The organism is Plasticicumulans lactativorans (assembly GCF_004341245.1).
Lineage (GTDB): Bacteria > Pseudomonadota > Gammaproteobacteria > Competibacterales > Competibacteraceae > Plasticicumulans_A > Plasticicumulans_A lactativorans.
The window spans coordinates 25981-49862 of the sequence record NZ_SLWY01000009.1 but is presented as its reverse complement, the minus strand read 5'-3'; the positions used below and the strand labels follow the sequence as shown (position 1 = coordinate 49862).

The 23882-nt window shown below is 73.6% G+C and carries 20 protein-coding genes and 1 riboswitch; of the genes, 7 read left to right on the top strand and 13 right to left on the bottom strand.

Features of this window, described 5'->3' with window-relative positions; translation table 11 throughout:
• Positions 1-200: 200 nt before the first annotated feature.
• The 6 genes from prpE to thiB form a co-directional block, all read right to left on the bottom strand.
• Entirely contained in the window at positions 201-2099 is a 1899-nt protein-coding gene (prpE, locus tag EV699_RS08975; protein WP_132541800.1) for a propionate--CoA ligase, read from the bottom strand.
• Positions 2100-2352: 253 nt separating this feature from the next.
• Complete coding sequence (locus EV699_RS08970; RefSeq protein ID WP_132541797.1) at positions 2353-3333, bottom strand: malate dehydrogenase; 981 nt, start codon at positions 3331-3333, stop codon at positions 2353-2355.
• 214 nt (positions 3334-3547) lie between these two features.
• On the bottom strand, positions 3548-4402 hold the full coding sequence (ppsR, locus tag EV699_RS08965; protein ID WP_132541794.1) for a posphoenolpyruvate synthetase regulatory kinase/phosphorylase PpsR: 855 nt from the start codon (positions 4400-4402) through the stop codon (positions 3548-3550).
• A gap of 57 nt (positions 4403-4459) precedes the next feature.
• Positions 4460-5182 carry a thiamine ABC transporter ATP-binding protein gene (gene thiQ / locus EV699_RS08960; protein ID WP_132541791.1) on the bottom strand — a complete coding sequence of 241 codons (723 nt, stop codon included), beginning with the start codon at positions 5180-5182 and terminating at the stop codon, positions 4460-4462.
• A complete protein-coding gene (gene thiP, locus EV699_RS08955; RefSeq protein WP_132541788.1) occupies positions 5172-6755 on the bottom strand; it encodes a thiamine/thiamine pyrophosphate ABC transporter permease in 1584 nt (527 codons plus the stop codon). The genes thiQ and thiP overlap by 11 nt, the downstream gene beginning before the upstream one ends.
• On the bottom strand, positions 6752-7741 hold the full coding sequence (gene thiB, locus EV699_RS08950) for a thiamine ABC transporter substrate binding subunit (protein ID WP_132541785.1): 990 nt from the start codon (positions 7739-7741) through the stop codon (positions 6752-6754). Before thiB ends, thiP begins: the two co-directional genes overlap by 4 nt.
• Before the next feature lie 35 nt (positions 7742-7776).
• Positions 7777-7861, bottom strand: a riboswitch (TPP riboswitch).
• Between the two features lie 243 nt (positions 7862-8104).
• Between thiB and EV699_RS08945 the strand changes: the two genes are divergently transcribed.
• Positions 8105-9142 carry a YeiH family protein gene (locus EV699_RS08945; RefSeq protein WP_132541782.1) on the top strand — a complete coding sequence of 346 codons (1038 nt, stop codon included), beginning with the start codon at positions 8105-8107 and terminating at the stop codon, positions 9140-9142.
• A gap of 20 nt (positions 9143-9162) precedes the next feature.
• On the opposite strand, the gene EV699_RS08940 is transcribed toward EV699_RS08945, so the two are convergent.
• Positions 9163-10116 carry a DMT family transporter gene (locus EV699_RS08940; protein WP_132541779.1) on the bottom strand — a complete coding sequence of 318 codons (954 nt, stop codon included), beginning with the start codon at positions 10114-10116 and terminating at the stop codon, positions 9163-9165.
• A gap of 134 nt (positions 10117-10250) precedes the next feature.
• On the opposite strand from EV699_RS08940, the gene EV699_RS08935 reads away from it, so the two are divergent.
• The gene (locus EV699_RS08935; RefSeq protein WP_132541776.1) at positions 10251-11129 is read left to right on the top strand and encodes a LysR family transcriptional regulator; all 879 of its coding nucleotides are present in this window, start codon (positions 10251-10253) and stop codon (positions 11127-11129) included.
• A gap of 14 nt (positions 11130-11143) precedes the next feature.
• On the opposite strand, the gene EV699_RS08930 is transcribed toward EV699_RS08935, so the two are convergent.
• The 6 genes from EV699_RS08930 to EV699_RS08905 all read right to left on the bottom strand — a co-directional run bounded on the left by EV699_RS08930 (position 11144) and on the right by EV699_RS08905 (position 19089).
• Complete coding sequence (locus EV699_RS08930) at positions 11144-14668, bottom strand: P-loop NTPase fold protein (RefSeq protein WP_132541773.1); 3525 nt, start codon at positions 14666-14668, stop codon at positions 11144-11146.
• Positions 14665-15099: a hypothetical protein gene (locus tag EV699_RS08925; RefSeq protein ID WP_132541770.1), complete on the bottom strand. Its 435-nt coding sequence runs from the start codon at positions 15097-15099 to the stop codon at positions 14665-14667. Before EV699_RS08925 ends, EV699_RS08930 begins: the two co-directional genes overlap by 4 nt.
• A 146-nt stretch (positions 15100-15245) precedes the next feature.
• Entirely contained in the window at positions 15246-16580 is a 1335-nt protein-coding gene (gene hslU / locus EV699_RS08920; protein WP_132541767.1) for an ATP-dependent protease ATPase subunit HslU, read from the bottom strand.
• Positions 16581-16609: 29 nt separating this feature from the next.
• Entirely contained in the window at positions 16610-17143 is a 534-nt protein-coding gene (gene hslV / locus EV699_RS08915) for an ATP-dependent protease subunit HslV (protein WP_132541764.1), read from the bottom strand.
• Positions 17144-17428: 285 nt separating this feature from the next.
• Positions 17429-17800 (bottom strand): cupin domain-containing protein, encoded by a 372-nt coding sequence (locus EV699_RS08910; RefSeq protein ID WP_132541761.1) that lies wholly within the window; start codon positions 17798-17800, stop codon positions 17429-17431.
• A gap of 32 nt (positions 17801-17832) precedes the next feature.
• Positions 17833-19089, bottom strand: coding sequence for a L,D-transpeptidase family protein (locus tag EV699_RS08905; RefSeq protein WP_132541758.1), 1257 nt, complete (start codon positions 19087-19089; stop codon positions 17833-17835).
• A gap of 222 nt (positions 19090-19311) precedes the next feature.
• Here EV699_RS08905 and EV699_RS08900 point away from each other — a divergent pair, with 222 nt between their 5' ends.
• The 5 genes from EV699_RS08900 (at position 19312) to EV699_RS08880 (ending at position 23882) form a co-directional block, all read left to right on the top strand.
• Positions 19312-20445, top strand: a complete 1134-nt coding sequence (locus tag EV699_RS08900; protein WP_132541755.1) for an extracellular solute-binding protein — start codon at positions 19312-19314, stop codon at positions 20443-20445.
• Between the two features lie 26 nt (positions 20446-20471).
• Positions 20472-21542, top strand: a complete 1071-nt coding sequence (locus EV699_RS08895) for an ABC transporter ATP-binding protein (protein ID WP_132541752.1) — start codon at positions 20472-20474, stop codon at positions 21540-21542.
• A complete protein-coding gene (locus EV699_RS08890; protein WP_132541749.1) occupies positions 21539-22423 on the top strand; it encodes an ABC transporter permease in 885 nt (294 codons plus the stop codon). The genes EV699_RS08895 and EV699_RS08890 overlap by 4 nt, the downstream gene beginning before the upstream one ends.
• Positions 22420-23238, top strand: a complete 819-nt coding sequence (locus EV699_RS08885) for an ABC transporter permease (protein ID WP_132541746.1) — start codon at positions 22420-22422, stop codon at positions 23236-23238. The genes EV699_RS08890 and EV699_RS08885 overlap by 4 nt, the downstream gene beginning before the upstream one ends.
• A gap of 62 nt (positions 23239-23300) precedes the next feature.
• A complete protein-coding gene (locus EV699_RS08880) occupies positions 23301-23882 on the top strand; it encodes a DJ-1/PfpI family protein (protein ID WP_132541743.1) in 582 nt (193 codons plus the stop codon).

Genomic DNA, 23882 nt, shown 5'->3' with positions numbered 1-23882 from the left:
CCCGTCGCCTCCGACGGGGGCCCCCACCAGCCACCGTGCGCGCCCCCCGCGCCCGGCAACCCCCCGGAACCGCCCGCCCCTGTTTCGGCCGGCCCGGTTGCGGGTCTCGCGCGCCGTTGGAATCGGCTGTATCCGGCGCGGTCCCGCTCATGCGCACCGGTCATGGCCGGCGCGTCCCCCCCGATGCGAGTCGCCGGTGGTCAGTGCCCCGTGGAGCCCACCGCGCGCCGCACTTCTTCGAGTGAATTCGGATCGTCGAGCGTCGACAGATCGCCCGGGTCACGGCCCTCCGCGAGCGCCTGGATCGAGCGGCGCAGCAGCTTGCCCGAACGCGTCTTGGGCAGGGCGTTGACGAAGTAGGCGTGCTTGGGGCGCGCCACCGGGCCGAGCAGCTCGACCACCTTGGCCAGCACCTCCTTTTCGAGCCGGGCACGGCCGGCCTCCTCGGCGACGAGGTTCGGGTCCTTCAGCGTGGCGAACACGACCGCCTCCTGGCCCTTCAGCGGATCGGCGATGCCGACCACGGCGACCTCGGCGACGGCCGCGTGGGCCTGCACCGCCTCCTCGATCTCGCGGGTGCCGAGGCGGTGCCCGGCGACGTTGATGACGTCGTCGGTGCGCCCGAGGATGAAGAAGTAGCCGTCGTCGTCGCGCACCGCCCAGTCCGACGAGGTGTACAGCAACTCCTTGAACTGGCTGAAGTAGCTCTTCACGAAGCGGTCGTCGTTGCCCCACACGGTGGAGAGGCAGCCCGGCGGCAGCGGCGGCACCACGACCAGCACGCCCTTCTCGTTCGGCGCGGCGTCGGCGCCGGTGGCCTCGTTGATCACGCGGATGTTGAAGCCGTAGTTCGGAAAGCCCGGCGAGCCGAAGCGGTTGGGCTTGAGCTCGACGCCCGGCAGGTAGGTCAACATCGCCCAGCCGGTCTCGGTCTGCCAGTAGTGGTCCACCACCGGCACGCCGAGGGCGTCGGAGATCCAGCGCGAGGTCGGCTCGTCGAGCGGCTCGCCGGCGAGGAACAGGTAGCGCAGGCTGGAGAGGTCGTACTGGCGCAGGTACTCCGGGTCCTGCTTCTTCAGCACGCGCACCGCGGTGGGCGAACTGAACATCGTCGTGACCTTGTACTCCTCGACGATCTTCCACCAGATGCCGGCGTCGGGGCGGGTCGGCAGCCCCTCGTAGCAGATCGTGGTCATGCCGTGGATCAGCGGGCCGTAGACGATGTAGCTGTGGCCGACCACCCAGCCGATGTCGGAGGTGGTGAACATGGTCTCGCCGGGGCGGGCGTCGTAGACGTACTTCATCGACGCGGCGAGCGCGACGCAGTAGCCGCCGGTGTCGCGCTGCACGCCCTTCGGCGTGCCGGTGGTGCCCGAGGTGTAGAGGATGTAGCTCGGCGCGTTGGACTCGACCCAGGTCACCGGCACCTCGGCGTCGAGGTGCTGCGCGCGCAGCGCGGCGTAGTCGAGATCGCGGCCCGGGGTGCGCGGCATGGCCTGATCGAGCCCGCGGTCGACGATCAGCACGTGCGCCGGCGGGTGTTTGGCGACGCGGCAGGCCTCGTCGACCAGGTGCTTGTACGGCACCGGCTTGCCGTTGCGCATGCCGGCGTCGGCGGTGATCAGCAGCTTCGGCTGCGCGTCGTCGATGCGCACCGCGAGGTTGTGCGCGGCGAAGCCGCCGAACACCACCGAGTGCACCGCACCGAGGCGGGCGCAGGCGAGCATCGCGACGATCGCCTCGGCGATCATCGGCATGTAGATGACGACGCGGTCGCCCTTGCCGACGCCGAGCGCGGCCAGGATCGCCGCGGCGCGGTTGACCTCGCGGTGCAGTTCGGCGAACGAGTAGCTGCGGGTCTCCCCGGTTTCGGTCGAGAGGTAGACCAGCGCGGGCTGGTCGGCACGGGTCGCGAGATGACGGTCGACCGCGTTGTAGCAGAGGTTGGTTTCGCCGCCGACGAACCACTTGCGCAACGGCGGCCGGGAGTAGTCGAGGATCTGCTGCGGGCGCTGGTGCCAGTGGATCAGTTCCGCCTGCTCGGCCCAGAAGCCTTCGGCGTCGTCGATCGACCGACGATGAAACGACTCGTACGTCATCTCTGCTCCTCCTCCGACGATTTTCCGCTCCGCCGACACGCCGTCCGGCCGGCTGTTTTTTCGTGACGCGAAATCAGACTTCGCGCTGCGTGAATAAGACTACTCAATCATGACGCATTCGTCATATGAGAAATGCCAATCAACTGGATAGGGACCGGCACCGATTGACGTGCACGGAAGACCGCTACCCGACCCCCGAAAAGCAGAAGGGGCGCCGCAGCGCCCCTTCCGTTCACGATGCCGGCCGTGCCGGTCAGCCCAGCAGGTGCTCCACCGCCGCGCGCTCCTCGCGCAGCTCGGCGTCGGTCGCGTCCATCTTCTGGCGGCTGAACTCGTCGACCGGCAGGCCCTGCACGATCTCGTACTTGCCGCCCTTGCAGACGCACGGGTAGCCGTACATCACGCCCGGGGCGATGCCGTACGAGCCGTCCGACGGGATCGCCATCGACACCCAGTCGCCGTCGGGCGTGCCGAGCGCCCACGAACGCATGTGGTCGATCGCCGCCGAGGCCGCCGAGGCCGCCGACGACGCGCCGCGCGCCTTGATGATCGCCGCGCCGCGCTGCTGCACCTCGGGGATGAAGGTGCTGCGGTACCACTCGGTGTCGACCAGCGAGGCGGCCGGCTTGCCGTCGACGGTGGCCTGCGAGATGTCCGGATACTGGGTGCTGGAATGGTTGCCCCAGATGGTCATCTTGCGGATGTGGTTGTAGTGCACGCCGGTCTTCTCGGCGAGCTGCGACAGCGCGCGGTTGTGGTCCAGGCGCACCATCGCGGTGAACTGCCGCGGATCGAGGTCCGGCGCGTTGCACTGGGCGATCAGCGAATTGGTGTTGGCCGGGTTGCCCACCACCAGCACGCGCACGTCGCGCGCGGCGTGGTCGTTGATCGCCTTGCCCTGGGGGCCGAAGATGGCGCCGTTGGCGGTCAGCAGGTCCTTGCGCTCCATGCCGGGGCCACGCGGGCGGGCGCCGACCAGCAGCGCGAAGTTGACGTCCTTGAAGGCGACGCTGAGATCGTCGGTGGCGACCACACCGGCGAGCAACGGGAACGCGCAGTCGTTGAGCTCCATCACCACCCCCTGCAGCGCGGGCAGCGCCGGGGTGATTTCCAGCAGGTGCAGGATCACCGGTTGATCGGGGCCCAGCATGTCGCCGGCGGCGATGCGAAAGGCCATGGCGTAACCGATGTTGCCGGCGGCGCCGGTGATGGCAACGCGAACTGGGTTCTTCATGTGGCTGGGCTCCTAAAGATTGCGACTGCAGGTGTTGCAACGGTCAGTGCATGCAGGATTCGTCGCGCACCGGTGCCAGGCGCGGCGAGCCTTGCTGAAGACGGCGAGCCGACCCCCCTCGAGTCGTTGTCGTCATGTATGCCCCCCGCTGGGGAGGCGGCCTATCGTGCCTGATGCGCCGGTGATTGGGAACCGAACGCAGCCGCCACACGCTTCAGGTGTGCAGGTGCGGGCGCTGGTGCTTGAGCTTGCGCCGCTCCAGTCCGGCCATGTCGATGATCGTGGTGGCGATCTCCTCGACCGACTTCATCGTCGTGCGCAGATAGGGAATGCCACGCTTGCGGAACAGCGCCTCGGCCTGGCGCGTCTCGTAGTCGCACTGTTCGAGCGAGGCGTACTTGCTGTTCGGCATGCGCTCCTGGCGGATCTGCGCCAGGCGCTGCGGATCGGTGGTCAGCCCGAACAGCTTGCCCTGGTGCGGTTCGAGGCTCCTCGGCAGCTTCATGTGCTCGAGGTCGTCCTCGGTCATCGGGAAGTTCGCCGCACGGATGCCGTAGTGCAGCGACAGGTACAGGCAGGTCGGCGTCTTGCCGGTGCGCGAGATGCCGACCAGGATGACGTCGGCCTCGTTCAGGTGGCTCACCGTGCTGCCGTCGTCGTGGCTCAGCGAGAAGTTCACCGCGTCGATGCGCATCGAGTACTCCTCGATGTCGGTGAGGCCGTGCGAGCGGCCGGTCGCGTGCGAGGAGCGCACCCCCAGCTCGGCCTCGATGCCGGGGATCAGCGCATCGAAGAAGTCGATGAACAGGCAGTTCGCCGCGCGCACCACGTCGCGCGTCTCCGGCTGGATCAGCGTGCTGAACACCAGCGGCCGCAGCCCGGTCTCCTCGGCGGCGCGGTTGATGCGCTCGCGCAGCGCCTCGGCGCGCTCCGGCGTGTCGACGAAGCGCACCGCCTCCTTCTCGAACGGCACCGCCTCGAACTGCGTCAGCAGGCTGTGCCCCAGCGCCTCGGCGGTGATGCCGGTGCGGTCCGACACGAAGTACGCCTTGCGCCTGACTGTGCTCATGCTCCGTCTCCCGGAAAGTGCCGCGCGCCGATTGTAGGCGCGGCGCACGCGGCCGGCCTAGCCGGTGGCGGTACCCTCCACCGTACCGAGGTAGGCGCGCAGCGGCGGGCAGGCGGCAGCGCCGAGCACGGCGGCGGTCGCGCCGACCTGCAGCACGTGGCCGGCATGGACGAAGGCGGTGCGGGCGGCGATGCGCAGGGCGTCGTCCGGGTGGTGGCTGACCATCAGCACCGTCAGCCCGCGGTCGCGGCGCAGCGCGTCGACGAGGTCGAGCATCTCGTTGCGCAGCGCCGGACCGAGCGCGGCGAAGGCCTCGTCGAGCAGCAGCAGCGGACGACGGCGCACCAGCACGCGGGCGAGCGCGACGCGCGAGCGCTGCCCGCCGGAGAGCTGCGCCGGCAGCCGCGCGCCGAGACCGTCGAGGCCGACACGCGCCAGCGCCGCCGCCACCTCGGCGTGCTGCGCGCGGTCCAGCCGCAGCCCCGGGTGCAGCCCCAGGCCGACGTTGTCGGCGACGCTCAGGTGCGGGAACAGGTTGTGCTCCTGGAACACCGTGCTGACCGGGCGCAGCGCCGGCGGCACCTGCGTGACGTCGACGCCGTCGAAGCGCACGCACCCCGACAGCGCGCGCTCGAAGCCGGCGATCAGACCGAGCAGCGTGCTCTTGCCGGCGCCGCTCGGCCCGAGCAGCGCCAGGCACTCGCCCGTGGCCACCGAGAGGTCGAAGCACATCTCCAGCGCCGCGTAGCGAAAGCGCAGCGCCTCCAGCTCAACGCGCATCGCCGCCTCCCAGCACGCGCTCGATGCCGTGGTAGAGCGCGAGGCACAGCGCCAGCAGCAGCGCCGCGCTGAGCGCGGCGGCGTCCATGCGGTAGGCGCCGAGCTGCTGGTACAGGAGCAGCGGCAGCGTGGTCGTCGCCGGCGAGCCGAACAGCGCGACCGCGCCGAGGTCGCCGGCGGCGAGCGCGCAGGCGAGCGCCAGCGCCTGCGCCACCGGGCGCCGCAGCAGCGGCCACTCGACCAGCCGCGCGCGCTGCCAGCCGGTGACACCGAGGCTCGCGCAGAGGCGGTCGTAGTGCGCCGCCACGCGCTCGCAGGGCGGGCCGAGCACGCGCAGCACGTAGGGCAGGCCGAGCAGCGCGCCGAGCAGCGGCAGCAGCGCGGGCGCCACCACGAACACGTCGACGTGCGGCGCGAGCCACATGAACAGCCCGGTGCCGAGCACCAGCGGCGGTGTCGCCAGCCCGGCGAGGCCGACGCCCTCGAACGCCGCCGCCACGCGCGGCCGCCCGCGCCGCAGGCGCAGGTCGCGCGCGGCGAGCAGCAGGCTCCAGCCGAGCAGCAGCGCGGCGAGGCCGGCGCCGAGCGCGAGCGCGAGGCTCAGGCCGGCGGCGCGCCACAGCCGCGCATCGGCGAGCAGTTCGGCCGGCACGCGCAGCGCCGCGGCGGCGAGCGCCGCCACCGGCAGGCCGACGAACAGCGCCGCGGCGGCGATGCAGATGCCGTCGAGCGCAGCGGCGAGGCGCCCGGCGGCGTCCGGGCGCGGGTAGGCGCGCAGCTCGCCGCCGCCGAGCGCGAGCGGGCGCCCGGCACGCGCGGCGAGCGCCGCGAGCCCCAGGCACAGTGCGAGCTGCGCGAGCGCGAGCGCCGCCGCCCGCGCCGGCTCGAAGTCGAAGCGCAGCGCCTGGTAGATCGCCACCTCCAGCGTCGCCGCCGCCGGCCCGCCGCCGAGCGCCAGCACCACCGCGAAGCTGGTGCAGCAGAGCACGAACACCAGCAGCGCCACGCCCGGCAGCGCGCGCGCCAGCAGCGGCCACTCGATCAGCCGCCACACCGCGCCCGGGCCCATGCCGAGCTGCGCGGCGAGGCGCCAGACCTCGCCCGGCACCGCCTGCCACTGCGGCAGCAGCAGGCGCACCGCGAGCGGCAGGTTGAAGAACACGTGGCCGAGCAGGATGCCGGCGAGGCCGTAGGGAAAGCCGAAGCCGGGCCGGCCGGCGGCGGCGGCGAGCCGCGCCACCCAGCCCGCGCGCCCGTACACCTCGATCAGCCCGAACACCGCGATGATCGTCGGCATCACCAGCGGCAGGCCGAACAGCGCGAGCAGCGCCGCCCGCCCCGGGAACGCCGCGCGCCGCGCCAGCGCCCGTGCCACCGGCAGCGCCAAGCCCACCGCGAGCAGCGTCGACAGCGCCGCCTGCCCCAGCGTGAAGCCGGCGATGCGCAGCAGCCGCGGCTCGGCGAGCGCCCCCAGCGCGCCGTCGCCGGCGCCGAGCAGCGCCAGCAGCGCGCCGCCGCAGGGCAGCAGCACCACCGCCGCCGCGCCCGTGCCGGCGGCGAGGCGCAGGCTCATCGGCCGAGCACCTCCAGCCACTCGTCGAGCCAGGCGCGGCGCCCGGCGGCGAGCGCGTCGGGGGCGTAGAGCAGGGACTGCAGCGGCTGCGGCTGCGCGGCGAAGCCCGCCGGCAGGCCGTCGGGCAGCTCGATCACCGGGTACATCCAGTTGCCGGTGGGGATCGCGGCCTGGAAGCCGGGGGTCAGCACGAAGGCGAGGAAGCGCTCGGCCAGCGCCGGCTGCGGCGCCGCGGCGAGGCGCGCGGCGAGCTCCACCTGCAGGTAATGGCCCTCGCGGAACAGCGCCGCGGCGTACTGGTCCTTGCCCTCGGCGATCAGGTGGTAGGCCGGCGAGGTGGTGTAGGACAGCACCAGCGGCGCCTCGCCCTTGAGGAACAGGCCGTAGGCCTCCGACCAGCCGCGGGTGACGGTGACGATGCGTGGCTTGAGCTTGGCCCAGGCCTGCGGCGCGGCGTCGCCGTAGACCTGCCGCAGCCACAGCAGCAGGCCGAGCCCCGGCGTGCTGCTGCGCGGGTCCTCGATCAGCAGCTGCCAGTCGCCATCGACCAGCTCGTGCAGGCTGGTCGGCGGGTTGGCGAGCCGGGTGCGGTCGTAGACGAAGGCGAACCAGCCGTAGTCGAACGGCAGGAAGGTGTCGTCGGTCCAGGCGATCGGCAGGCGCAGGTGCGTGAGGTCCTGGCGGTGCGGCGCGAACAGCCCGCTGTCGCGCGCCGGGGCGAGCAGGCTCGCGTCGAGCCCGAGCACCACGTCGGCCTTGCTGCGCGCGCCCTCCAGGCGCAGCCGCGACAGCAGCGCCACGCCGTCGTCGACCGCGACGTACTCGACGCGGCAGCCGCAATCGGCCTCGAAGGCGCGGCGGATCGCCGGCCCCGGTCCCCAGTCGGAGACGAACGAGCCGTAGGTGTACACGGTGAGCACCGGTGGCTCGGCGCGCGCGACGCAGGCGCACAGCAGCAGGGCGAGGCAAGTGAGCAGACGACGCATGGCGGTTTCCTTCGTGCAGCCGGCGCCGCGAGCGGTCGATCCCTACGCCGGCACGACCCGGATCAGGTTCAGCGGGTTGGCGCGTGCGCCTCTCGGCCCCCTCGCAGGGCACCCCGTCGAGCGGCGCCAGTGTAGGCACAGCCGCCCGCGGGCGGAAAGCCGCGCCGCAGCACGCCGCCCGTGCGAGGCCCCGGGGCGTCCCGGCCCGGAGCAGGCGCCGGCGGGCGCGGCATCGCCCCGACCCTCCGCGGCGGACGCCGCCGCCATGGGTCCGGCCGGCGTGCGCCGATGGGTACTGGCGCACACCCCGGCGTTTGTGGTTTCTGTCGCTTCCCCGCAGCGCCAGCCCCCCGGACGACGGCGATGACGCAACCGACGCAGACCCCGGCCACCCCGGCCCCCTCCCCGCTGGCCCCGCTGCTCGGGCGCCCTGCCGCGCTCGTCCCCGGGCTGCTGGCCAGCGGCACCATCGGCATGGCCGCGGCCTTCATCGCCGATCACTACGGCGGGCCGACGCTGCTCTACGCGCTGCTGCTCGGCATGGCCTTCCACTTCCTGTCGGAGGAGGGGCGCTGCGTCGCCGGCGTGGAGTTCGCCTCGCGCAGCGTGCTGCGCTTCGGCGTCGCCCTGCTCGGCGCGCGCATCACGCTGGGCCAGATCGGCTCGCTCGGCGCCGGCACCCTGCTGATGACGGTCGCCTCGGTGCTCGCGACCCTCGCCGTCGGCTGGCTGGTGGCGCGGCTGCTCGGCCTGCGCCGCGAACTCGGCCTGCTCACCGGCGGCGCCGTGGCGATCTGCGGCGCGTCGGCGGCGCTGGCGATCGCGGCGGTGCTGCCGCGCCACGCGGACAGCGAGCGCGACACGCTGCTGACCGTGGTCGGCGTGACCACGCTGTCGACGCTGGCGATGATCATCTACCCGATGGTCACGCGCGCCTTCGACCTCGGCCACGTCGAGGCCGGCATCTTCCTCGGCGGCACCATCCACGACGTCGCCCAGGTGGTCGGCGCGGGCTACCTGCTCGCGCCGGAGACCGGCGACATCGCCACCGTGGTCAAGCTGCTGCGGGTGTCGCTGCTGGTGCCGGTGGTGGTCGGCGTGAGCTGGCTGTTCCGGCAGCGGCACGCCGGCGGCGGGCACCGGGCGCCGCTGCTGCCCGGCTTCCTGCTCGCCTTCGTCGCGCTGGTCGTCGTCAACAGCCTGGGGCTGATCCCGGCGCGCATCGCCGGCGGGCTCGGCGAGCTGTCGCGCGCCTGCCTGGTCGCGGCGATCGCGGCGCTCGGCATCAGGACCTCGCTGAAGCGCCTGGCGCTGGTCGGCTGGCGGCCGATCGCCGCGCTGGTCGCCGAAACCGTGTTCCTCGCCGCGCTGGTGCTGGCAGGGCTGCACTGGGGCATCTGAACGGCCGCCGCGGCGCCCGCTCAGGCCGGGCAGGAACGCGACGCCGGCGCGAGCGGCACGACCGCCGGCGGGCGGCGCAACTGCAGCGCGGTGTGCAGCAGCAGCGCGCCGATCACGATCGCCGTGCCGAGCAGTTCGTGCGGCGCCGGCGTCGCGCCGCGCGCCACGCTCATCGCCAGCGCCGACAGCGGCACGACGTTGATGAACGCGGTGCCCGTCACCGCCCCGAGCGCGCGCACGCCGACGTTGAAGCTCACGATCGCGATCACCGTCGGCACCAGCCCGATGTACAGCAGCGCCGGCCAGGCCGCGCCGAGGGTGGCCGTCGTCGGCGCGCCGGCGATGCCCGCCGCGGTGCCCAGCAGCGTCGCGAGCAACAGCAGCGGCCATGCCGCGAGCGCGGTCAGCGTGGTGTATTCGAGCGCGTCGAACGCCGGCAGCGCCGCGCTGCCGCGCGTGTACCAGACCCAGCCCAGCGTGCCGGCGAGGATCGTCAGGTCCCCCGCGAGCGTCGCCAGCCCGCCCCCGGCGGCACCGGCGAACAGCCCGGCGACGACCGCCACGCCGCACAGCGCCAGCAGCGCGCTCAGCAGCAGCGTGCGCGACGGGCGGATGCCGTCGATCCGCCAGCGCAGCAGCTGGGTGGTGAGCGGCATCGTCGCCATGATCACCGCGCCGTGCGCGGGCAGCGTGTGGCGCAGGCCGTGGAGCAGCAGCATGCTGAAGACGCCGTAGCCGACGAAACCGTACAGCGCGAGCGGCCGCAGGTGCGCCCGCAGCCGGGCCCAGGGCAGCGCGCCGCGGCGCGCCAGCAGCAGGGCGAACGTGAGCGTGGCGATGGTGTAGCGCAGCAGCGTGAACCACGCCGGGTCGAGGTGGGCGAGCAGGTCCTTGCTGACCAGGAACAGGCTGCCCCAGGCCGAGGTGGCGACGAGCAGCGCGGCGATGCCGAGCGGGCGGGACGGTGCGGGCATGGCGTGACCCTCCAGCGGGATGACGATGGTGCAATCGTCGTCGCCGGCGGGTCGGCGGACCATTCGTATCTTTGGAGCGGGCGCTCGGTTTTTCCGAACTGACAGCGTGCGGCTGCCGTCGCACACTGGCGGCCATGGAACTCTATCAACTCAAGACCTTCGTCGCCGTCGCCGAGGAGCACAGCCTGACGCGCGCCGCCGAGCGCGTGTTCACCAGCCCGCCGGCGGCCAGCGCCCAGATCAAGGCGCTCGAGGACGAACTCGGGGTCAAGCTCTTCAGCCGCAGCGCCCGCGGCATGGTGCTGACGGAGGCCGGCACGCGCCTGCTCGAGGAGGCGCAGCGCACGCTGGCCTCGGCCACGCGCCTGCGCTCGACCGCCGCGCAGATCCGCGGCGCGGCGCAGGGCGTCGTGCGCTTCGGCACGGTCAGCGACCCGGTGGCGCTGCGCCTCGGCGAGGTCTTCGTCAGGCTCGCCGAGCGGCATCCGCAGGTCACGCTGCAGATGCAGCAGGGGCTGTCGGCGGCGACGCTGCAGGCAGTGCAGCAGGGCAGCCTCGACTGCGCCTACATCATGACCGACGCGGCGGCCGTCGACGGCCTGGAGATCGTCCGCCTGGGCGCGCTCGACACCGTCGTCGCGCTGCCGCCGGCGCTCGCCACGGCCTACCCCGACCCGACGCTGGATGCGCTGACGCGCCTGCCATGGGTCGGCACGCCGCCCACCTGCGTGCTGCGCAGCCAGCTCGACGCCCTGTTCGCCGCCGCCGGTCGCCCCTACCAGCCGGGGGCGATCGCCGACACCGAAGGCGGGGTGCGCAGCATGGTCGCCAGCGGCCTCGGCCTCGGCATCGTCCGCCTCGACCAGGCCCTGCAGGCACAGCGCAACGGCGAGCTGGCGATCTGGGACGGCTGGCGCGGCCACACCTGGATCTGCTGGGTCGCGCCGCCGGAAAACCGCCTGTCACTCGCGGTGGCGGCGGTGCGCAACGCCGTCCTCGACGCCTGGAGCTGAGCCGCGGGCGCGGCTCAGGTGCCGCTGCGGAAGCCGAAGCGCGCGATGCGCTCGACCATCTCCGGCCACGGGTAGGCCGGCACCGGCGTGGCGCCGCCGCCGGCCCAGGCCGAGGCGATGCGGTCGAGCACCGCGGGCGCCTCGGGGCCGAGCGCGTCGACCGCCTCGGCGAGGCCCGCCGAACCCGCGCGCAGCAGGTGGAACAGCGCGTCGGCGGACTGCGGCGCGCCGATGTTCGCGGCGAGCAGGCACAGCGCCTGGCGGTGCCCGGCCCCCGGCAGTTCGCCGAAGAAGCGCTCGCGCTCGTCCTCGCGCACCGCCGCGCGCAGCACCCGGTAGGTGTTGACGAAGCGCTTGAGCCGCCGCGGCGAGCGCCCCAGCGCGCCGCACTGCGCGAGCAGGCGCATGAAGCCCTCCTCCGCGGCCGACAGGTCGGTGACCACCGTCGCCCCGTCGGCCGCCGCTGCCGGCGTCGCCGCGCCACCGGACGGCGTAGCGCCGGCGCCGGCTGCCCCCGCCGCGTCCGCTGCGGCGGACGGCGCGGTCGCGGTGCCGTCCGTGGTGATGGCCGCCGCCGGCGCCCCGGCCGCCACGCCCGGTGGCGCGGCCGCGGCGGGCACGGCGGCATCGCCCGCCGCCGGCGCGCTCCACGGCCGCAGCAGGCCGTCGAGCATCTCCTCGCCGCCACCGGCATCCAGCGGCGGCAGCCAGAAGGCGAGCTGGAAGATCTTCTCCAGGTAGTCGAGCGCGCTCGCCCGCTCGCTGCCGCCGTCGCCGCTGCTGTCGAGCTGGTCGGCGAAGCGCTGGTGCAGCGCGTTGACCACCCAGCGCATGTCCACGCCGACGACGACCACGAACAGCGGCAGCGCGAGCAGCAGGTGGATGGCTTCGAGCACCTGCACCACGCGCTCCGGCGGGCAGCGGTCGAGGTCGTCGATGAACAGCACGATGCGGTCGACCGGCCGCGACTCGACCGCGATGCCGGCCGCCTGCAGCCGCGCGCGCGCGTTCTGCTCCTCGGCGCTGGCCCGGGCCCCGGGCGGGTTGAGGAAGGCGCCGAGCAGGGTCAGGTCGCGGCGGATGGTCGAGATCAGCCCGAGCTGCTTCTCGTAGTCCTGCGCATCGAGCCGCTGCTGGATGAACTGCGCCAGGCGCACCGCGCGCAGCCCCGCCTTCAGCGCCTGCGCGGCGCGCTGGCGCTCGGCTTCGGCCTCGGCGACGCGTGCGCGCGCGGCCTCGACGGCGAGCCGCGCGGCGTCGAGCTCGCACTGCGCGGCCTGCACCGCGGCATCGCTGCGCACGCGCTGTTCGATGCGCGCGGCAACCTGCTGGCGCAGGCCGTCGAGCGCATCGAGCGCGCGCCCGACCGTCGCCAGCTTGTCGCGCGCCCAGCCGACGCCGAGCACCAGCGCCGCGGCGACCTCGCCGAAGGCCGTGGTGAAGCGCGCGAGCGTCGGATCGAAGGCGAGCACGCGGTAGAGCCCGTAGCCGCCGGCCCCGAGCGCCAGCACGCCGAGGACCAGCAGCGCCCATTCGCGTGCGCGCAGCGGCGCGCGCAGCAGCCAGTCGAGCGCGCCGCGCGCGCGCAACTGCGCGGCACGCGCCTCGTCGAGCAGCACCTGCACCTCGGCGTGCGTCGCCTGCCCGCTGCGCACCGCCTGCGCCAGCCCGCCGAGGCCGAGCGCATCGGCCGCCGCGGCCACGCGCGCGACGTCGTCGCTGCCGCCGAGTGCCTGGCGGAAGGCGACGACGGCGCCGTCGCGCGCCAGCTGCTCGAACGCCTGCGCGCGCGCGCGGGCGGTCCGCTCGGCCTCGGCGAGCCCGGCCTGGGCCGAGTCGACGCGCGCCGCCGCCAGCGCCTGCGCCACCTCGGCCTCGGCCTGCAGTACGCCGGCGACCTCGAAGGTCTGCAGCAGCCGGCCGAAGTCGGCGCGCGTCGCCGCGTCGGCATCGGCCTGGCGGCCGCCGACGTGGTGGTCGAGCTCCTCGAACAGCGTGAACACCAGGCTCGCCCACAGGTTGGCGTCGGCGTAGTGCCAGGCGTTGAACCACACCGGCACGACGTGGCCGCAGTAGGCGAGCTCGCCGCCGCGACCGCGCGCGGCGAAGGCGGCGAGCTCGCCTTCGAGCAGGTGCATGAAGGTGCTCTTGCCCGAACCCCAGTCGCCGAACACCGCGATCGACAGCGGTGGCTCGACCGCGCGCGCCGCGGCGGTGGCGGCGAAGGCACGCGCGAAGCGCAGCACGTCGAGGCGGTCGTCGTCGGCGCTGACGTGGTCGACGCGGTCGGCGCAGTAGCGCACCGGCGCCGCCGGGCGCTCGTCGAGCAGCCAGGCGGCGAGGCGCTCGCGTGCGAGCGGCCGCGGCGCGCGCCGCAGCAGGCGGTACAGGCGCTTGCGGAACTCCGCCGGGCGCAGTTCCAGCCGTTCGGCGAGCGCGGCGAAGCCGGGCGCCGTCGCCAGCGCGATCGCCAGGTGTTCGGGGCCGACCGTGCCATCGGCGTGCGGCGCCGCGGCGGCGAGCTCGACCGCGCGCGCGAGCACCGCCTGCAGCTCGGCGTCGGCGCCCGGCAGCGTCTCGCCGGCGGTAAACGGCGGCGACGGGAACGCCGGCGGCGCGTACGCCGCGGCGCGCAGCCGCAGCTGGTCGAGTTCCGCGGCGTAGCGCGGGCGCCGCGCGAGCTCCTCGCGCAAGGCCGCGCCGAAGGCGAAGGGCGGCGCGGCGAAGCCCGATTCGGCCAGGCACAGCAGCGCCATCACCGGCGTGGCCGCCGGGGTGGCCGTCGGCGCAGTGGCCGCGTCGGCCCGCTTGGTGGCGGCGAGTCGCGGCGACTCGCGCGGCAGCGCGAGCGCCAGCGTCGCGCGCAGCACGTGGCGCGCCTCGTCGCTCCAGCGCGCACCGAGCGGCCCGGCCGGGGCCGACGGCAGGTCGGGCGCGCGCAACACCGACTCGATGTCGGCACCGGAGTGCACGTAGGCGGGCGCGTCCTCTCCGCCTTCGGGCACTCCGGTGCCCGCCGCCGGGGCGGCGGCGGGCGCTGCGCGCAGCAGCGCGAGCAGTTCCTCGCGGTCGATGCCCCAGGCGAGCAGGTCGCGCTCGTGCCCGGCGTGCGGCAGCGCGAAGGCGCGCAGCAGTTGCCACGCGCCGATCACCGGGTGGTCGTCCTCGCGCGCGGCCTGCGCGGCGGCGGCGAGCACCGCCTGCGCCGAGGCCGAGTACGGCGCCTTGCCGCCGGGCGGCCAGGCGCCGCTGTCGTAGGCCTTCTCCACCTCGCCGGCGCGCCCGCCGGCGAGGCGCAGGCGCTCGAACAGCGCCGGCAGGCCCGGCTTGCAGCGCTCCAGGTAGCGTTCGAGCGACACGCCGAGCGGCGTGCGCGCGAAGGCGAGGCCGAGCAGCAGCGCGGTGAAGTGCACGTGGGCGTCGAGGCCGCCGAGCGCACCGACCCACGCCGCGTAGCGCAGCGCCTCGCGGGCGTCCGCGGCGAGCGGCAGGCCGTCGTAGCCTTCGAACAGCGCGGCGGCGTCGGGGGCGTCGCTCATGCGGCCGCCCCCTCTTCCCAGCCGCTGACCGCGCGGTACAGCGCGGCGTCGAAGTAGCCGTCGATCAGTCCGATCGCCTCGTCACGCTCGTCGGCCTCGAACACGGTGTCGACCAGGTCGTTGCGACGCACCCAGCGGACCAGCAGGGCGCGGGCGAGCGTCAGCGCATGCACCAGCGTCGCCACCGGCACCCCGGCACGCCGCTGCGCCGCGCCGAGCGCCCACCAGGCCGCCGCGCACGCGGGGTCGGCGCCGCGCCCGAGCTCGTCGGCGAGCTGCGCGTACACCGCCCCCAGCCGTTGCGCCAGCGCCCCGGCCGCCGCGGGGTGCAGGCAGCCGGTCTGCGGACTGCGCCCGACGGCCTCGCGCCACGCGCCGACGAGCGCCTCGGCGTGCTGTTCGAGCAGGTGCAGCAGCGGTCGGAGATGCACGGCGGAACCCTCGCAGCTCAGGAGCGTCGACCGGCCTCCCGGTCGCCCCCCTCGCAGCGTAGACCGCACCGGCGCCGCGCGCGGCGCCACAGCCTGCGGGGAGGGCCGGTGGCCCTCGCTTGAGGCTCTGCGCCGCGCGCCGCGGCTCAGAGGATGAAGCGGCTGAGGTCCTCGTCCTGCACCAGGCTGCCGAGCTGGGCGTCGACGTAGGCGGCGTCGATCGTCAGCACGCTGCCGGAGCGGTCGGCGGCTTCGAAGGAGATCACCTCCAGCAGCCGTTCGAGCACCGTGTGCAGGCGCCGCGCGCCGATGTTCTCGGTGCGCTCGTTGACCTGGAAGGCGATCTCGGCGAGGCGGCGCACGCCGTCGGCGGCGAAGCTGAGGCTGACGCCCTCGGTGGCGAGCAGCGCGGCGTACTGCTGGGTCAGCGCCGCGTGCGGCTCGGTGAGGATGCGCACGAAGTCCTCGCTGGTCAGCGCATCGAGCTCGACGCGGATCGGCAGCCGCCCCTGCAGTTCGGGGATCAGGTCCGAGGGCTTGGCCAGGTGGAAGGCGCCCGAGGCGATGAACAGGATGTGGTCGGTCTTCACCGTGCCGTGCTTGGTGCTGACGGTGCAGCCCTCGACCAGCGGCAGCAGGTCGCGCTGCACGCCCTCGCGGGAGACGTCGGCGCCGCTGTACTCGCCGCGCCGGCAGACCTTGTCGATCTCGTCGATGAAGACGATGCCGTTCTGCTCGACCGCCTCCAGCGCCTTCTGCTTGAGGTCCTCGGGGTTGACCAGGCGCGCGGCCTCCTCCTCGCGCAGCACCTTGAGCGCATCGACGATCTTCATCCGGCGCGACTTGGTGCGGCCCTGGGCGAGGTTGGCGAACAGCCCCTGCAGCTGGCTGGTCATCTCCTCCATGCCGGGCGGCGCCATGATCTCGACGCCGGGCGGCTGCGCCGACAGTTCGATCTCGATCTCCTTGTCGTCGAGCTCGCCGCGCAGCACCTTCTCGCGCATCTTCTGGCGCGCCACCGAGGTGTCGGGCGCCGCCGGCTCGTTGCCGAAGCCGATCGGGCGCGGGCGCGGGATCAGCGCGTCGAGCACGCGGTCGAGCGCGGCCTCCTCGGCGCGCGCACGCACCTTGTGCAGCTCGCCCTCGCGCGCCATCTTCATCGCGTTGTCGACGAGGTCGCGGACGATGGTCTCGACGTCGCGGCCGACGTAGCCGACCTCGGTGAACTTGGTCGCCTCCACCTTGATGAACGGCGCCTTGGCGAGCGCCGCGAGGCGGCGCGCGATCTCGGTCTTGCCGACGCCGGTCGGGCCGATCATCAGGATGTTCTTGGGCGTGATCTCGCCGCGCAGCGCGGGGTCGACCTGCATGCGCCGCCAGCGGTTGCGCAGGGCGATGGCGACGGCGCGCTTGGCGGCGTCCTGCCCGACGATGTGGCGGTCGAGTTCCTGAACGATTTCGCGGGGGGTCATTTCGGTCATCGTGGCGGTATCCGGGGAGGGGCCGAGCCTCACAGCTCCTCGATGGTCAGGTTCGAATTCGTGTAGATGCAGATGTCGGCGGCGATCGCCAGCGACTTCTCGACGATCGCGCGGGCATCCAGCGTGGAGTGGTCGAGCAGGGCCCAGGCCGCGGCCTGCGCGTAGGCGCCGCCGGAGCCGATCGCGACGACGTCGCGTTCGGGCTCGATGACGTCGCCGTTGCCGGAGATGATCAGCATCGATTGCGCGTCGGCGACGATCAGCAGTGCTTCGAGCCGGCGCAGCAGGCGGTCGGTGCGCCAGTCCTTGGCCAGTTCGACCGCCGCGCGGGTGAGGTTGCCGCCGTGCTTTTCGAGCTTGGTCTCGAAGCGCTCGAACAGCGTGAAGGCGTCAGCGGTACCGCCGGCGAAGCCGACGATGACCTTGTTCTGGTAGAGCCGGCGCACCTTGCGCGCGTTGCCCTTCATCACCGTGTTGCCGAGCGTGACCTGGCCGTCGCCGCCGATCACGACCTTGCCGTCGCGCCGCACGCCGAGGATCGTGGTGCCGTGGAACTGTTCCATTGCGGGGGGTGCCTCTCGCGTCTGCCCAATGGGCCGGAAAGCGCGCCGCCGGCTCGATGGCAGCGGCCCGGGGACGGCGCGCGCAGACTGCAGTTGTGGGTGCGGCGGCGCATCATTTCAAGCGACCGGCTGCCGCGGGCATAAAAAAACCCCGGAAGGGGGGGCTCCGGGGTTAACTGGCCCGGCAGGGGGCCGGGTCGAGCCTGCCCAGGGAGAGGGGACAGGCAAGCGCAGCAATTGCACTCGTATGATGAGACGCCGCGGCGGCGGAAAAGTTCGATGCCCTCAGCCTGCCTTCGGCTCGAAGATCGCGTAGAGCTTGCGGGCCGGTTCGAGCACCTCCCAGGTGCCGCTGAAGCCCGCCGGGATCACGAAGCTGTCGCCGGCGGCGAAGGTCGCGCTGCCGCCGGCCTCGTCGTGCAGCGCCACGCGGCCTTCGAGCAGGTGGCAGAACTCGTGCTCGGTGTAGTGCACGCGCCAGGCGCCGACCTCGCCCTGCCAGACGCCGGCGAAGAACTGCCCGGAGGCGTCGGCGTAGTGGTTCCACACCGCCTGTGCACCGCTGCCGCGCACGCGCCGCTCGGCGGCGACCGTGGAATGCTCGGCCGGCGTGGCGGCGCCTTCGAAACGGACCAGCGCAGTGACGTCGAGGCTCATCGCGGGCTCCTGCGGCGGGGGTGGACGGCGGCTCAGTGCAGTTGCGGCAGGCCGGCGGCCGGCGGCACGCCGCTCCAGTCGAGCGCGCTGCGCACCGCCGTGCCGCCGAAGGCCGGACGTTCGACCGCGCCCGCCGGCGGCGGCTCGGCGGTGCTCGCGACCTGCGTCGCCACGACGCCCGGTTCGGCCGGACGCGGCGGCGCGGCCGGCGGCGGCTCGGCGCGATCGAGCCGGCCGTAGATGTCGGGGTAGTAGACCACGTGCCCCTCGCGCACGTCGGCGAGCCAGTACACCAGGTACACCGGGATCTGCGGCGCAGGCTCGACCACGGTGCGGCCGCGGCGGATGCGCTCCTCGATCGCGGCTTCGTCGCGCTGCATCAGCCACGCGGCGAGCGGCAGGTAGCGCTGCACGCGCACGCAGCCCGAGGACAGCGCCCGCACCGGCTTGCCGAAGTCGTTGCGGTGGTTGGTGTCGTGCAGGTAGACGCTGTCGGTGCTGGTGATCTCGAACTTGAGCCGGCCCAGCGCGTTGCGCTCGCCGGCCGGCTGGTACAGCTTGTAGCCGGCGGCGTGGAAGCCGCGCGGGCTCATCGCGCCGAGCCCGGCGGGGTCGATCTGGCGGCCGCGGCTGTCGAGCACCACCAGGCCGCGCCGGCCGATCGCGCCGGGGTCGCGGCCGAGCAGCGGGATCAGGTCCTCCTTGAGGATCGTCGGCGGCGGCGTCCAGGTGGGGTTGTACTTGATCGCGCGCATGTTCACGGCCATCTCGGGGGTCGGCCGCGTGGGCCGGCCGACCACCACCGGTGACTGCAGGAACACCTGGCCGAGGTCGAAGGCGCGCAGTTCGTAGGCCGGCACGTTCACCACCACCAGGCGCTCGGCGCTCCAGTCGACCGGCCGCGCGGCGTCGGCGTCGAGGCGCTGGCGCAGCCGCGCGAGGCGCGAGGCGCGGTCGCGCACGAGTTGCGCGCGCGTCGCGGCGTTGAGCACGCCGCTCTCGGCGAGGCCGTGCGCGCGCTGGAAGGTGCGCAGCGCGGCGGCGACCGACGCATCGTCGGCGCCGGCCGGCGCATAGCCCATCTCGTTCAGGCGCTCGTACAACTGCTGCGCGGCCCTGGGGCCGGAATGCGGCTTCCAGGCGCCGGGGGTGGCCGGTTCGGGGGCGTTGAGGGCACTCAGGCGATCGAATTCGCGCTGCACCACCTCACGGTCGTCGGCGCGGGCGCCGGAGGCACAGAACACGGAAGCAGCGAGTACGACTAGGGAAGGCAGCAGACGCGGGTACATGAGGGGACTCGTGGCGGTGCGCGGCGGTTTACTCCGAGTTTAACCGTTCCGCTTTCCGAATCCGATACATGCGTGCATATCGCCGGTACGGCGCAGGAGCCGCGGCAGCGCTGCGTGCATGGGCTATGTTTGCGGCGGCTTCACCGGCGCGTCATCGCCGCGTGCTATCCGTCGCCGCACGCGGCGGTTCGACCCCGCCGCCCCCCATCCTTCGGAGGCCCCATGCAACAGCTACGACGCAGTGGTATCGATCGGCGGACCTTCCTCAAGGCGGGGCTGGCGGCGGGCGCCGTCGCCGCCCTCGGCCCCTGGGTGGTGCGCGAGGCGCACGCCAGTTCCGGCGAGGTGCGGGTGTTCGGCTGGGCCGGCTACTTCACCGACGAGCTCCTCGCGAAGTTCCGCCAGGACACCGGCATCACCGCCCGCTACACCCCCTACGGCACCAACGACGAGCTGCTCAACCAGCTCAAGGCGGTGCAGGGCGAAGGCTTCGACGTGATCATGCCGACGCTCGACCGCGTGCCGAACTACGTCGAGCTCGACCTGGTGCGCCCCATCGACGAGCGCGAGGCGGCGCTCGACAAGGTGCTCGCCGGGCCGCTGGCGGGCTCCGCCGGCAAGGCCGGCGTGGGCAGCGGCGCGCGCTACCTGGTGCCGGTGCACTGGGGCACCGAGGCGCTGCTGTTCGACCGCAAGGCCGCCCCGCTCAGCTACGGCGCCTCGCTCGGCGAGCTGTGGAAGCCCGAGTACCGCGGCCGGGTGACGGTGCGCGGGCACTCCGGCCTCGCCGGCATCGGCCGCTGGCTCGACGCCCAGGGCCGCCTGCCGCACCCGTTCAGCGACGGCTTCCGCGACCCGGTGCGGATGAAGGCGATCTGGGATGCGATCCTCAAGGTCGCGATCGCCAACAAGCCCTCGGTGGGGCAGTTCTGGTCCAACGGCAACGAGGCCACCGCCGCCTTCGTCACCAACGGCTGCGTGATCGGCCAGAACTGGGACGAGACCGCCGCGGCGCTGATCGCCGACGGGCGCGACATCGGCTACCTGGCGCCGGCCGAGGGCGCGTTCGCCTGGATGGAGGGCTTCTGCATCCCGAAGAAGGCGAAGAACGTCGCCCAGGCCTACGCCTGGATCAACTGGTTCCTCGACCCGGCCAACGGCGCCGCCTTCGCCGCCGCGCGCGCCTCCAACTCAGTGGCCAGGGGGGCCGACGCGCACCTGCCCGAGGCCGCCCGACGCTTCTTCGCCGCCGCCTACCCCGGCGACGCGCTCGACAGGCTGTGGTGGTGGCCGGTGCAGGAGGCCTGGTACGTGAAGCTGCGCAACGAGTACCAGGACCGCTACCTCGCGGCCTGAACGGTGCCCCGCGCCGCCGCGCCCGCATGAGCCAGAACGTCGAGCTCGACCACGTCAGCCACCGCTTCGACGACTTCGTCGCGGTGCGCGACGTCGCGCTCGACATCCGCGCCGGCGAGTTCTTCTCCTTCCTCGGCCCGTCGGGCTGCGGCAAGACCACGCTGCTGCGGCTGATCGCGGGCTTCATCGAGCCCGCCGCCGGGCGGATCCGCATCGGCGGGCGCGACATGCACGGCATCGGCCCGAACCGGCGGCCGACGGCGATGATCTTCCAGAACCTCGCGCTGTTCCCGCTGATGAGCGTCGCCGACAACATCGCCTTCGGCCTGGAGGTGCGCGGCGTCGACCGCACCACGCGGCGGCGACGCGCCGAGGCGCTGCTGGAGCTGATCGCCCTGCCCGGCCAGGGCGACAAGCGCGTCGCCGAGCTGTCGGGCGGCCAGCGCCAGCGCGTCGCCATCGCCCGCGCGCTCGCCGTCGAGCCCGCGGTGCTGCTGCTCGACGAGCCGCTGTCGGCGCTCGACCTCAAGCTGCGCCAGCACCTGCGCGCCGAGCTGCGCGCGCTGCAGCGGCGCACCGGGGTGACCTTCGTCTACATCACCCACGACCAGGGCGAGGCGCTGGCGATGTCCGACCGCGTCGGCGTGATGAACGCCGGCGTGCTGCAGCAGGTGGCCGCGCCCGAGGTGGTCTACGCCGACCCGGCCACGCCCTTCGTCGCGAGCTTCGTCGGCGAGAACAACCGCATCGACGGCACCGTGCGCCACTGCGCCGACGGCCGCGCGCTGCTCGACACCGCCCTCGGCCCGCTGGTCGGGCGCTGCCCGGCGGCGCTCGCCGCGGGCAGTCGCGCGGCGCTGTTCGTGCGCCCCGAGCGCCTGCGCCCCGACCCCGCAGGCGCCTGCGACAACCGCCTGGAGCTGCGCGTGCGCACGCGCAGCTTCGAGGGCGCCAGCGTGCAGGTGGGCGCCGCCGGCGCCGACGGCACGCCGCTGACGCTCGCGCTCGGCAACCTCGGCGAGCTGCCGGCGCTCGCCGCGGACAGCGCGCTCGCCGTCGGCTTCGCCGCCGCCGACGCCACGGTGCTGGCGCCGTGAGGGCTCTGGCGCGCCGCTACGGCTGGCCGCTCGCCGGCCTCATCGTGCTGCTCAGCACCTTCTGGGTGGTGGTGCAGGTGCTGCTGCCGCAACTGCTGATGCTCGACTTCTCGCTGCGCCCCAACCTGCTGCCGGCCGAGCGCGGCGGCGCGCAGGACGTCTACACGCTCGCCAACTACGCCACGCTGTGGCGCAACCCGGTGCACTTCGGCATCTTCGTCAAGACGCTCCTCGCCTCCGCCGCGGTGACGCTGACCACCTTCGTCGTCTGCTACCCGGTCGCCTTCCACGTCGCCCGCCTGGCCCGCGCCGGGCGCGCCCGCCGGCTCCTGCTGTTGCTGGTGGTCCCGTTCTGGATCAACGAGATCCTGCGCACCTTCGCGTGGTTCATCCTGCTCTCGTGGAGCGGCCCGCTGAACGCGCTGCTGCTCGCGCTCGGCCTCGTCGACGCGCCGGTGCGCTTCCTCGACGGCAACGCCGGGGTGATGCTCGGCATGGTCTACGCCTACCTGCTGTTCATGGTGTTCCCGCTCTACCACGCCATCGAGAGCCTGGACCCGCACCAGGTCGAGGCCGCGCGCGACCTCGGCGCGTCGTGGTGGCGCATCCACTGGCGCATCGTGCTGCCGCACGCCAAGCCGGGCATCGCCACCGGCTGCATCATGGTGTTCATGCTCGCCGCCGGCAGCTACGCGGTGCCGGCGCTGCTCGGCTCGCCGAAGAGTCGCTGGTTCACCGAGATCATCTACAACTGGTTCTTCGAGGGCGGCGACTGGCACCAGGGCGCGGCCTACGCCTTCATCCTGCTGCTGCTGTGCGTGGGCTTCATCGTGCTGATGCTGCGGCTGTTCCGCGTGCGCCTGGGCGAGCTGGCGCGATGAACCGCGAACGCCTGCCGCGCTGGGCGCTGCGCGCCTACCTGCTCGTGTTCTTCGCCTACCTGTTCGCGCCGCTCGCGATCATGGCCGCGGCCACCTTCAACGACAGCCGCTTCCCGACGGTGGTGCCGTGGCGCGCGTTCACGCTGAAGTGGTTCGACGCGCTCGCCGGCGACGCGCAGCTGTGGCAGGCGCTCGCCACCAGCCTGCTGGTCGGCGCCGGCGTGGTCGTGCTGGCGCTGCCGGTGGGGCTCGCCGCGGCGCTGCTGCTCGCCGCGCTGGCGCCGCGCGCGCGCGGCTTCGTCTACGCGGTGATGGTGTCGCCGCTGCTGACGCCGGGGGTGATCATCGGCATCGCCACGCTGATCTTCTGGCGCGAGCGCTTCGGCCTCGGTGGCGGCGCGCTGCTGACGGTGATCGCGCAGGCGAGCTTCATCAGCGCCTACGTGATGCTGCTGGTGCAGGCGCGGCTGGAGCGCTTCGACCCGAGCCTGGAGGAGGCCGCGCTCGACCTCGGCGCGAGCCAGGCCCAGGTGCTGCGCCGCATCACCCTACCCTTCCTTGCCCCGGCGCTCGGCGCGGCGGCCTTCCTGGCCTTCCTGCAGAGCTTCGAGAACTACAACACGACGCTGTTCGTGCGCGGGCTCGACACCACGCTGACGATCTACATCGCCTCGAAGGTGCGCACCGGGGTCACCCCCGCGGTCAACGCGCTGGGGCTGATCCTGATCGCGCTGACGGTGGCGGGCGCGGTGCTGCACGAGTGGCGCACGCGCGTGCTGGCGCGCCGCCGGCAGGCCGCCGAGGCCGGCGGCTGAAGCCGCCACGGCTTTCCCCCCACGGGGCGGCCGCGCCGCCCCCTGCATCCCGAGGTAACGCGATGTCTGCGAAGAAGATCCTGCTGCTGGTCGGCGATTTCGGCGAGGACTACGAGATCATGGTGCCGTTCCAGGCGCTGGCGATGGTCGGCCACAGCGTGCACGCGGTGTGCCCCGGCAAGCGCCCGGGCGACACCGTGAAGACCGCGATCCACGACTTCGAGGGCGACCAGACCTACAGCGAGAAGCCCGGCCACCGCTTCACGCTCAACGCCGACTTCGAACAGGCCGCGGCCGGCGCCTACGATGCGCTGGTGATCGCCGGCGGCCGCGCCCCCGAGTACCTGCGCCTGAACCCGGCGGTGCTCGCGCTGGTGCGCGACTTCGCCGCCGCCGACAAGCCGATCGCGGCGATCTGCCACGGGGCGCAACTGCTCGCCGCCGCCGGGGTGATCGCCGGCCGGCGCGTGTCGGCCTACCCGGCGTGCGCGCCCGAAGTGCGCCTGGCCGGTGCCGAGTACGCCGACATCGCGATCGACGGCGCCGTCACCGACGGCCGGCTGGTCACCGCCCCGGCGTGGCCGGCGCACCCGGCCTGGCTCGCGCAGTTCCTCGCCGTGCTCGGTACCCGCATCGAGCCCTGA